Annotated in this window: 9 protein-coding genes; 1 reads left to right on the top strand and 8 read right to left on the bottom strand. The window is 30.6% G+C overall.

Annotated elements, in window-relative coordinates:
- Positions 1-3 precede the first annotated feature (3 nt).
- From EO083_RS08430 to thiI, 8 genes are read right to left on the bottom strand one after another with little or no spacing between them, the layout of a single operon-like run.
- A complete protein-coding gene (locus EO083_RS08430) occupies positions 4-1,557 on the bottom strand; it encodes a bifunctional UDP-sugar hydrolase/5'-nucleotidase (RefSeq protein ID WP_126993805.1) in 1,554 nt (517 codons plus the stop codon).
- 31 nt (positions 1,558-1,588) lie between these two features.
- The gene (locus EO083_RS08425) at positions 1,589-3,316 is read right to left on the bottom strand and encodes an ABC transporter ATP-binding protein (protein ID WP_126993803.1); all 1,728 of its coding nucleotides are present in this window, start codon (positions 3,314-3,316) and stop codon (positions 1,589-1,591) included.
- A 6-nt stretch (positions 3,317-3,322) separates the two neighbouring features.
- Complete coding sequence (locus tag EO083_RS08420) at positions 3,323-5,587, bottom strand: fibronectin type III domain-containing protein (protein WP_241230028.1); 2,265 nt, start codon at positions 5,585-5,587, stop codon at positions 3,323-3,325.
- A gap of 12 nt (positions 5,588-5,599) precedes the next feature.
- Positions 5,600-6,211 carry a hypothetical protein gene (locus EO083_RS08415; protein WP_126993801.1) on the bottom strand — a complete coding sequence of 204 codons (612 nt, stop codon included), beginning with the start codon at positions 6,209-6,211 and terminating at the stop codon, positions 5,600-5,602.
- Between the two features lie 12 nt (positions 6,212-6,223).
- Positions 6,224-8,599, bottom strand: coding sequence for a hypothetical protein (locus EO083_RS08410; protein ID WP_126993799.1), 2,376 nt, complete (start codon positions 8,597-8,599; stop codon positions 6,224-6,226).
- Entirely contained in the window at positions 8,599-9,129 is a 531-nt protein-coding gene (locus tag EO083_RS08405) for a bifunctional nuclease family protein (RefSeq protein WP_126993797.1), read from the bottom strand. Before EO083_RS08405 ends, EO083_RS08410 begins: the two co-directional genes overlap by 1 nt.
- Entirely contained in the window at positions 9,110-9,871 is a 762-nt protein-coding gene (locus EO083_RS08400) for a lysophospholipid acyltransferase family protein (protein WP_126993795.1), read from the bottom strand. The genes EO083_RS08405 and EO083_RS08400 overlap by 20 nt, the downstream gene beginning before the upstream one ends.
- The gene (thiI, locus tag EO083_RS08395; protein WP_126993793.1) at positions 9,868-11,037 is read right to left on the bottom strand and encodes a tRNA uracil 4-sulfurtransferase ThiI; all 1,170 of its coding nucleotides are present in this window, start codon (positions 11,035-11,037) and stop codon (positions 9,868-9,870) included. Before thiI ends, EO083_RS08400 begins: the two co-directional genes overlap by 4 nt.
- Before the next feature lie 166 nt (positions 11,038-11,203).
- On the opposite strand from thiI, the gene EO083_RS08390 reads away from it, so the two are divergent.
- On the top strand, positions 11,204-11,992 hold the full coding sequence (locus EO083_RS08390) for an FTR1 family iron permease (RefSeq protein ID WP_126993791.1): 789 nt from the start codon (positions 11,204-11,206) through the stop codon (positions 11,990-11,992).
- Positions 11,993-12,253: the final 261 nt, after the last annotated feature.

The raw sequence follows: 12,253 nt of genomic DNA, 5'->3' as shown, positions 1-12,253 counted from the left end.
ATCTTATTCATTTATTCTAATATATCTTGGTGTATCATCGTAGGTATCGATCTTACCATTTAATCCTTTTTGAATGTATTCTACAACAACGTCAGCTAGTACAAAGCCTGTGTCATATCCTGTTGCTTTTGCTTCTTTAAGCATTGAGTAGCCGTCTCCACCACCAGCCATATAATTATTTGTTACAACTTTATATACCTTGTCCATTTCTAATGGTTTTCCATTAACCATTGCTTTTGTTACCTTTCCATTTTTGCTTTCAAATGTAAGACCTGCAACATGTAAAAATGCACCTTTTCCTTCTGGTATATTTGCTGCGTATTCTAATACCTTCATTATGTCTGAACCTTTCATTTTCATAACGTATACTGTGTTTCCAAATGGAAGAACTGTTAAAATATCTCTTATTGTAATTTTTCCAGGTTCAATAGATGCTCTAATTCCTCCACCATTTTGGAAGGCAATATCTGCTCCTGTTTTCCAGAGCATTGCATCGGTTATAAGGTGTCCTAGATTTGTATCTCCCGATCTTACATGTGATCTTTCACCGTCAAGCAATACTTTTGTTTCACCAATTACTGTATCAAGTTTCTTTGAACCAAGTTTTGCAAAGTAATCAAGTGGAACCTTTACATACATTGCTGGTTCATATGGTTTTCCAACGTATTCATAGATAGCATTTCCGTTTTCATCTTTGCCTTTATAAACTTTTAGATTTACTGGAATTGGTGTCCAATTCCATTCTTTTATTTTTCCATTTTCAACATCTAAATCAAGTTTTCCAACAATTTTTCCCCATTCCCATGCTTGAACAACAATTGTATTATTAATAACTTTAGCTTTTTCAAGCTTTGTATGGCTATGTCCATCAATAATTACGTCAATGCCATCAACATTTTGTGCAAGTTCTTCAGATGTTGTATAGTTTCCTTCATATTCTTGTCCCATTCCAAGATGTGTTAATGCAATAACTATATCTGCTTTTTCCCTCAATTTTGGAACAAGTTCTTTTGCAACCTCTATGGCATTTTTAAATTCTAAATCTTGGCTGTATAGTGGTTCAAGAATGCTTGTTTCCTCTGTTGTTAAACCAAAAATAGCAATTTTAACTCCACCAACATTTTTGATTATATATGGTGTAAAGAATGGTTTTCCATCTTTATATATATTTGCTGACAAAAACGGGAACTTTGCAATGCTCATTTGATACTTTAAAACATCACGAGGTTTATCAAATTCGTGATTTCCGACCGCCATAGCATCTAACTTCATTCTGTTAAGTGCGAAAATGTCCGGCAATGCATTTAATAAATCTGATTCTGGAACACCTGTGTTAATATCGCCTGCATGTAAGAACAACACATTGGGATTCTTAGCACGCTCTTCATCAATAATGGATGCTATAACTGCAAATCCACCAATATTTGGATTGTGATATTCACTAAAAGTCCATGCATGACCATGTGTATCGTTTACATGGAAAATGCTTATTTTAACTGCAAATACACTTAATGCCAAAACTACCATCAAAACAACTAAAAACTTCAAATTCCTCATACAAACACCTCCTTTTAGGGTTATTATGAAATTAACTAAGTTCCTCCTCAATCAATTGTTTTCTATACATTTTCGCATAAAGCCCATTTAAATTCATTAGTTCATCATGCTTTCCACCTTCAATTATTTCTCCATTATCAAAGACATAAATCATATCTGCATTAGTCAAAACTTTCAACCTATGGGTAATAATAACCATGGTTTTATTTTTCATACTTTCTCTCAAAGTTTTAATAATTTTTTCTTCAGTTTCAGGATCTACTGCCGATAAACAATCATCAAATATATATACATCACTATTTCTAATTAAAGCTCTTGCAATCGTAACTCTTTGTTTTTGCCCACCTGAGAGGGTAACTCCTCTTTCACCCACAACCGTGTCATAACTTTTTGGAAATCTTTCTATATCACTATGAACAGCAGAAAGCATCGCATATTCTTTTACCTGCCATTCATCAAAATCTTCCATTCCAAATGCAATATTATTCTTTAAACTCGTTGAAAACAAAAACGTTTCTTGTGGAACATAGGATATTTTCGTTCTAACAATTTTTGATGGAATATCGTTTATATCAAAACCATTAATAAATACGTGACCTCTTTGAACAGGATAAAGTTTACTTATTATCTTTACTATTGTAGATTTTCCACTACCTACTGTTCCGACAATTCCAACTAATTGACCTTTTGAAATTTTCATATTTACATTCTTCAAAACTAGTCTATCGGATTCTGGATATGCAAAATTTAGATCTTTAATTTCAATATTATCAATACTTTCTATTTTTATATTCTGATTTTCAGGTTCGACAACCTTTGATTGTGTATTTAAAATATTCAATACTCTGTTATACGATGCTCTACCATTTTGAATTATATTGATAACCCAACCAATTGCTGTCAAAGGCCAGACTATCATACCAATATAGTTATTAAACGCAAAAAATTCTCCTAATGTAATTTTTTGGTTTATAACCATTGGGCCACCATATGCAATAGTTATAAAGTAAGCCATAGAACTAATAAAATGTATAAGTGGCCACATAATTCCCCAAACTTTTATTAGAGAAAGTGAAGCTTTAAAATTATTCTTTGCCTTAACTTGAAATATTTCTTCAAATTTTTGCAAAATAGAAAAAGTTTTTAAAATTCTCACACCATCTATCGATTCTTCAGTAAAACCACTTAAATCAGAAAATGTATCCTGTACCTTTTTTGAACGCTTGTAAATAAATTTTCCAAATACAAGGGAAATAAGTACTATCAATGGGAGAGGTATCAAAGCTATAAGTGTTAACTTCCATCCAACACTAGTTGCCATAAAAAAGATCGTAATTACAGACATAAATGATGCATCAACCATCATAACAATTCCAGGCCCCATCATTCTCTCAATGTTGTTCATGTCATTCGTAAAATGGGCCATTAAGTCTCCACTTCTATGTTTATCAAAAAATGACATATCAAGTGAGAGAATTTTGTCGTACAAAATTTTTCTTGCCTCATATGTGAACTTTCTGGCACTTCCAATTATAAAAAATCTCCAGAAAAACCTAGTAATAAACATTCCAATTGCTACTCCAATTATTCCAAGCGCCATAACTTTTGCAACATTAACATCGGGTGTTTCTACATTTAGACTATCAACTGCACGGGAAATAAATTTTGGAACAACAAGTTGAAGTGTATCAACAACAATGAGTGTAAATACCCCAGCAAGGTAAAACCAAAATCTTTTCTTTACAAAGTCTTTGATCAAGTGTTTTCACCTCTCAATTTTTCCTATGAATACATCCACATTCCCTATATGCTTGTCAAATAATCCGCTTTGCGAACTAGTATTTCCGATAAATATTATACCATTTTTTGTAATTAATCCATACTTTATTTCATCTTCTTCATATCCACCATTTACTATAGTCCATTTTCCTAAATTTGAAATAAACAAATCTCCAAAGCCTTTTGCCGTATAATATGTGTAAAAATCACCATCCCTTGAATTAGTACTTCCAAATAAATAGACATTATCTTTATAAATCTTTATGTCATTGCAAATATCATTGCCACTACCACCAAGCAATTTTTCCCCTAAACGCACTCCATCCTCATTAAGTTTTAAATAGTAGATATTTGCATCTTCTGTTTCTCCATCTTTATTAAAGTATACCTTTGAAACAACATAGACAAAACCATCTGTAACATTTAATGCACTTACTGTATCGTTATTTTTGCTGCCAAAAACTCTTGTAACTTTGGGAGTGAAATTTTTATCCAAGTACATAACAAATATATCTTTCATACCATAGTTTTTAGGTATATCCATATCTTTTGACATGGTATTTCCAACAATTACATAACCATTACTTATCTTTGCAAAACTTACAGCTTCATCAAACTTACTTCCACCGTAATTTCTAGTCCAAATTACTTTTCCGTTATAATCAAGTTTTTGTAAAAAAACATCGTTCCAACCATACAAATGTACAAAATCATCAGACCATGTATCGCCCAAAATGTAAATACCATCATCACTTAACATTAACTTTTTAGCAGTATCTTTATATTTTCCTCCATATCTTTTTTTAAAAAGAAAAATACCATTTTTCAATGCAGAAAGGATGTAATCTCCATCTTTGGTATTTGCCAATATATAGAAAACACCATCTTTTTCTTCAACATCAACACCTTCACCTTTAATGTTTAGATCTAAGTTATATTTCCCGCTAACATCCCGTAGTACAACGTTTTCTCCACTAGTCATTAAAATATATATATCATCATTTGTTTGCAAGACATCATTTACATAGTCATCATTTTCTGTGCCAATTACATCAATTATTTCAACTAAAGGACCCGTTTTAAACTCGAAAATAGGACTTTCAACACTATTTACACCATCTGAAACAACCAACTTCCAAAAATAAGTAGTGTCTGGTAAAAGCCCCTTATACTCATAGCTTTTTGCTTTGTAATTAGATACAATCTTTTTTAATTTATTTTTCTCTGTTCCAAGGTACAAAGTTACAGAAGGTTCGGCTTTATCATCTTTAATATTCCACCTAAACACTACTTTATCTGAAATTCCACTAAACCCATTCCTTGGAAAAAGAACTTCAAAATTTGGCGGGACATTATCTCTACTTTCAACAAAGATTTCCTTGTAGGGACTATAAAACCTTTTGCCAGACTCATTTTCAACCTTCAATCTTACCTTATACCTAACTCCCTCTTTAATATCAGTAAGAAGATAAAAATCTTTATCCAATTTTATTTCTTTTTCTTTATCTGATAATACTTGTAAATAATATTTATAGCCATCTAATCTCTTAAATGAAATCAAAAATCCATCTTTCTTCTTTGCTATATCAAAGGTTGGTATAAAATCTACCTTTTCTTCTTCACTCTTGATTTCAAAATAATTTAATTTCGATTCTGCCATTCCACCAAATTCATCAAAACAAACAATCTTCCAACTGTATCTACCAGCTGGAAGATTTAACCTGTAAAAATTATTTTTTAAATCTATCTTGTTTACATTGTTAGAAGAATCATACAAAAATAAAGAATAAGCAAGTGCATCATTATCAGGATCTTTGGCATTCCACTCAAAATTTACCACATTTTTATCAACACTTGCTTTTACATCTTCCAAAATTGGAAAATTATTAATTATTGTAAATGTAGCAATACTACTTTCAATTAATTTATTTCCAAACTTAGATTGTACTTTCCAATGGTAAGTTCCAGGCTCAAGCACTTTTTCAAAGTTATTATCTATACCTGAATAAATCTCTTGCATAGATTCTTTGCTGTTTCCAAGAAAGACATGGGAAAACAAAGTAATCTGTCTTTTATAATCAACATCCCAAGAAAATTTTACTTTTCTTTGTTTTACAACTTCGCTTGCACCTGGAGATCTTAAAACAATTGAAGGAACATCTTTTTTTGAAATTTTAACTATTAATATTAACGAAAATATTGTGAAAAAAACAAAAGTAAGATAAATTAGTAATCTCTTTTTATTATCCAATCATATCTCCCCCTAAAAAACTATCACCTTCCAAACAGCAGAAAATACAACAGCAAATGCAGGACTTATCCACCAGACATGATCAAATTTTTTTACTTTCCACAGTCTATACAAAAATCCTAACAACAACGATAAAAATGCAAAGAAAGGCTTGTTAGCTAAAAAGAAAACAAAAAATGCAAGTCTTTCAGAAATTCCCTCTAAATCTTCAAACATTTCATCCTTTGGGTAAAAATTTCTAAAAAAGTAAGACAAAGCTGTAGTTACAAGGGCCATTCCCAAAAGATACAAAACAAATTCTTTTGAGAGATAAGAAGTATAAAAATATTTATAAACACTAAAATTAAAAATAAGGGCCAAAACTATGCCTGAAATTTCTATCAAATGATAAAAGTTTTCCTTTTTAACCTTTACCCTTAAATAATCAAGGACAAGGTGGATTGCAATAAAAGTAAATAAAATAACTGGTGCATTTTTGAGTAATGTATCAAAGGTAAATGCAAGAATTGCAAAAACAGACCATATCATGTGTTCAATTAATTTCCAACCTTTTAAATGCCTCAATTTACTATTGTGAGTAAAACCGTGATCTGCAACATAATGCCCCAAAAATAGATGTATCATTCTATACCTCCTCTAATATTCCCTAACTTTATATTTATATATACCATCTTTTGATACTAAATATAAGTATTTACCATCTGTAGCAGAATTTATTACATCAAAATCAAGTTTCTCAATTATCTTTAACACTCTTCTTTCAGGAATATCTATTATGGTAATAAAATTCTTTCCAATTGTCAAAAAGTAATTTGCAACATGATGAATTTTGATATTTCCTATCCAACCTTCTCCTACGTAGTTTCCTTCTGTAGTACCTATGTCAAAAAATAAAAATCCATAACTACGTGTAACTGACAATACTTCATTTTTGTAAATAATAGCATCGGAAATATCAATACTTTTGTTTTCAAGATCAGGAACATTTAAAAGAAGTTCTAATTTTGGAACATAAATCTGCTTGTTTGTATAAAAGATCAAATAGTTGTTGTCAACTTTAATCCTTCCATATTGCCCTTTCAAATCCACAATTTTATTACCACGTGGATCCCAGAAACTTATCATCTCGCCTGCTTGAACAGCAGTATAAACACCTTCAGCTGTTGCAAGAAAATCTGAAACGTATACAATATTATATTTCTTTTTAATAGCTGGGCTATAGAAATATATCTCGTTTGCTGTTCTAAATGAAACTCCATCAAAAGTTTCTTTTAAGTTTAAAATTGGTCCATCCATTAATTTAGTTCCGTTTGCAAATAATCCATCAGGCCCACCCGTATAAACCACAGACTTGTAAATTGCTATTTGATTTCCAGGATAATCTAATTTTTCTTCAGGTTCTACAACAATTGAATCAGAAATAGTTGCACCAGAAAACCTATAAGGAATTAATTTAGAAAGATATACTTCTTTTTCCTTTTCAGTTTGAGAAACATATTCTCTATACGTATCATCCTTATATTCAGGAACTTTAATCTCATCAAAAGTAAAGAATTCCTTCAACTTTTCTATAAACTCACTCTTTGAATAAAATGTATAAGCATCGCCGTCTATTTGAACAAGTTGAACCCCATCAAGTGCTGCAGAATCAACAGAGACTATTCCATCACCTTGTCCCTTAATCAATTCCGGATAAAATTTTGCAAGACCACTTCCTGTAATATCTATTCCAAGCGGAGGCCTTGTACCCATAAATGAAACTACTTTTACAGAGTCTGGAAACTTGAATTTTTCAAACTTTTTTAGCAATCGAGAATTAGGTAATATCTCATTCCAATACGTATTTACAGTTTCCAAATACGTAAAAATATGAGTTTGAACCGAAGATATAACATTATCATCCAAATTATAGACTTTTGAAAGTGCACTTGGGTTTTTACCATATAAAAGTGATGCAAAATACACAGGGTTTGAAATATTAGTTCCCTTAAATGGGACAGATACAAATGCAATTCTTCTTATATTATCTATCTCTGGGTGTAAAAGAAGTGTGTAAGTAACTATTAATCCACCTATGTCTTGGGCTACAATATCAAATTTAAAGTTCTTAAACCTCTTCAATTCAGTAGCTAGTCTTTCTGCTTCAAATTCTATGTAACTTTTTAGTTCGGATCTTTTAAAGTAATCTGTTACCATATCTTGGTATAACTTTGAGCGTACTTCATATAATGGATAATTGTAAAGCATTATCGTTCTATTTGAAAATGCAACAGACCAAAAATTTAAATCTGAACTTTCATCAGATTTAAAATATCCTTTAAAGTTTCTATCTGTTCCAGGAACTATTAAAATCGCAGGCTCTGGACTTAATTTTTCAACTAAAACTTTAATACCTAGTTCTTGTTTTTTCGGAGTTAAAGCCACAACCCCAATCTTAGAACTGTGAAAAGACTTAGCTTCCACAAAATATCCTTTCTCATCATAGCCAATGTAGCAGCCGGGGAAAACTCTAAATGCACTTCCATCGTCTGGAATATAGGCAAGTGCAACATTGTTATAATCAATCCCCAAAAAATATTTTGCTGGAAAATAATATCTAAAAGTCATAGGAACATATGAAAAATCAGTTTTTCCGTCAGCTGCTTTAACATCGTAAACTACATCTATGAAGGGAGCCGAGGAAAAAATCTCTGGGTTTGAATCCTTAGTTAAAGGAATAAGGTTAAATTTTTTTTCATATGGAAATGCTCCCTTTGGAATATTTACATGTAAATTTTCTATAATAGTTATTTCTTGGTTTGGTTTAATTTCTATTGCATTCTTGCTTAGTATTCTAGAAAGCAAAATAGACAAAGCAACAGCAATTACAACTATTGAAATAGTTAAGATAAACAAAACTTTTCTTTTATAAAACGATTTTAAAAACTCAATTACCTTATTTAATTTTAATTTTTCTTTTAACATTGTAAAAAATGGAGAAATTTTTTCAAGTATTTTTTTTAAAAATCCCATTAATTATCCCCCTGTGAACCTTTTTTAAATCTTCTTTTAAATTCTTCAATGTCTAAATTTTCAACAAATTTTTTAAATTCTTCATCTTCATCATCAAATTTTTCACCTTCAAAATTTACTGTATGTGTATTTACAAGTTCATTGGAAACATATATAGGACTTGATGTCTTTAGAGCTAAAATTATTGCATCAGATGGTCTTGCATCGAATTCTATATAATGACCTTCCTCTTCTTCTTCAGGAATTGTTAAATCTTTCAATATAACTCTTGCAAAAAACGTATTATTTTCAATTTTATTTATGTAAACTCTCTCTACTTTTGCTTCAAGGCCTTCAATTATATTAATCATCAAATCGTGTGTAAGCGGTCTTTCAAATTCTGTATTTTCAAGCATCAATGCCAATATACTTGCCTCACAAGCCCCTATCCAAATTGGTAATATCTTATTTGTCCCCTCTATCCCCAAAATAACAACAGGTGCGTTGTTTAATTTATCAAGAACAACCGCTTTAACTGTTGCTTTTTTCATTTAAATTCCTCCCCTCTAAAAATTTCACCCCTTCTATAATAACTTTCCTTACATAGTCTCTTAATTCCTCTTCACTATCAAATTGATTTGGATCAACTAGCTCATGGATTTTTATATAAATCGGTTTTTTTCTAATAATTAAGCTTTTCTTAGGCAAAACCTCATGCGCACCCCATATAGAAACTGGTAAAATTTTTACTTTGTACTTATATGAAATCTCTAAACTTCTATTTTTAAAAGGCAAAATACTTCCATCTGGACTTCTTGTACCTTCAGGAAATAAAATAAAGTGAACTCCTTCATTTAATTTTTTTACAACTTCTTTTAATGCCATTGCCGTTTTTCTAATATTTCCGCGCTCAATTAACACACTACCTAAATATTTTAAAAACCAATTTATTCCAGGCACTTTCCCAAGTTCTTTTTTTGCAATAAACGCAACTGGTGCTACATAACCTATAATGAGTGGAATGTCAAGGGCGCTTTGATGATTAGAGACAACCAAATAATTTTCTCCTATCTCAGGTTTTTCTCCATACACGTGTACCCTAATTCCTAACAGTTTAAAAGCCATTCTTCCAAAAGTTTCAATTTGACCAACTACAAAACGCCTTGATAAGTTTTTATTAAATAGGCCTATTAAAAAACCTATTAACAATACAATTGCACCATAAAAAACAATGTAAATTACTGCACCTATAAGAAAATATAAAGTATAAAAGAAACTTCCTATTTTTCTCATAGCTTCCTCCCTATAACATGCTTTTCAATATTTTCAAATGCTTTTTCTTCTAAATTTGAAAGTTCAACTAATTTGCTTTCTATCTCTTCTATTTCTTTTATAGAAGATTTTGTTGCTGGATTTTTAGGAGCAAAAACAACGCAGCTGTCAAGATATGGCTGTATGGAAATTTCATAACTTCCTATTTCTTTTGCTTTTTCTACGATATCCATTTTTTCAAAACCAATTAAAGGTCTTAGAATCGGTAAGTTAGAAGCAGCCTCTATAGTATGTAAGTTTTCTAACGTTTGACTTGCAACCTGACCTACATTTTCTCCTGTTATAATTGCTTTTGCTTTAATCTTTCTTGCTAGTTTATTTGCTATCCTCATCATACTACGTCTTTGTATTATAAGCGAATATTTATCTGGTGCATTTGTTTTAATATATTGCTGAACAGGAGTAAAGGGAACAATCCAAGTTTTTAAAGTATCTGGAACGTACTTAGACAAAATATTTGACAACTCTAGAATTTTGTTTTTTGACTTTTCGCTAGTAAATGGTGGACTCAAAAAGCTTAAATTTTCAATTAAAATTCCTCTTTTCATCATATACCAACCTGCAACTGGGCTATCAATCCCACCACTTAAAAGCAAAATTGCCTTTCCAGAGCTTCCTACTGGAAGGCCACCATACAGTTGTTCTTTTCCAACAAAAACAAATAGTTCCTTTTCTTTAACTTCAATACCAACAATTATATCTGGATTGTGAACATCCACTGATAATTCTTCAAAATTTTCCAAAACAAAGGCACCAATATGCGCACTAAGTTCTTGAGAGTTCATAGGAAATTGTTTATATGATCTTTTTGTTTGTACTTTAAAAGTTTTCTCGTTTTTTAATTTTAATTTCAACAGCTTTAAAACAGCTTCTTTAATTTCATTTAAATCATGAGAAACAGCATATGCAAAGCTAAAATTTTGGATTCCAAATACATACTTTAATCTTTCTTTTATTTCATCAAAATCCATGTCTTTAAGTCTTATAATTATCCTTCCATACCTTTTATTTATTTCAGGTGGTCTTGCAATCTTTCTAATATTATCTATTAATTTTTTCTCAAAATATCCTCTATTTTTACCCTTCAGTCCAATTTCTGAATACCTTACTACAACAACTGGTTCCATCTTTTTCCTCCTTTCTCACAGATAATATTTTACCACAAATATTATAATAGTTATATGTTTTATTAACTTAGACTAAACTAATCGACATTGACAAACCTAAGTAAAAATAATATAATATTATTGAAAATGATAATCATTCTCAATAATAAAAAATGGAGGTGTACATATGGCAAGTTTTATAATCACTTTTAGAGAAGCGCTTGAAGCAGTACTTATCGTCAGTATTATTTTTGCATTTTTAAACACGAACAAACTCTCCAGCTACAAAAAACATGTCTATTTAGGAATCACACTGGGAATCGTATCAAGCATTATATTCGGTATGATATTAGGTACACTTGAGGAACACTTTGCCGAAGCATTTGAAGGTATTTTTTCTTTAATCGGTGCCTTTCTTATAACCACACTAATATTGTGGCTTCATAAAAATAAAAATTTTGGCAAAGAAATCCAAAATAAGCTTAATAGTTCATTAAATAAAAATTTTGGAATAACTTTAATTTTACTTGTTACCGTAAATATTCTTAGAGAAGGCTTTGAAACTGTTATTTTTCTATCTGCAATACCTGGTGATGCATCTATCATTTATGCAATATTAGGTATAGTAGTTGCTGTGGTACTTGGATACCTTCTCTATATCGGAATACTAAAAGTAAATATTTCCATTTTCTTTACAGTTACAAACGTTCTTTTAATTTTATTTGCAGCAGGATTAATTGCTTATGGTATTCACGAACTCCAAGAAGCAGGATGGTTCCCAATAATCATAGAGCATATCTATGATATAAATTCATTTATAAATGAAAAAGGCACATTTGGAGGATTTTTAAAAACACTTTTTGGATACAACGGAAACCCATCACTAATTGAATTTATTGCATACTGGACTTACCTTATACCTTCTATGTTTTTTGCTTTTAGAAAAAAAGAAATTAAAAACAATCTTAATCAATAGAAATTTCTAATATCTTTAAATTTAAATGGCTTTGGTAAACACCAAAGCCATTTTTTAAATATAAACATCACAAATAAACCCATAATTTACTCAATCAACCCACATTTACTATAGGAAATCACCCTGGCCAATGTAAAAATTATTTTTCAATCAATCTAATCAGCTTAGGATGAGCAGAGAGTGCGTCTATTAACATTGTTAACTGCTGACCTAGTAACATATATGTAATCTGTGCCTTTAGCGTCCTTTCATTCATTCCTC

Source organism: Thermosipho globiformans (genome assembly GCF_003990895.1).
Taxonomy (GTDB): Bacteria; Thermotogota; Thermotogae; order Thermotogales; family Fervidobacteriaceae; genus Thermosipho; species Thermosipho japonicus.
This window is presented reverse-complemented; position numbering and strand designations above follow the sequence as displayed.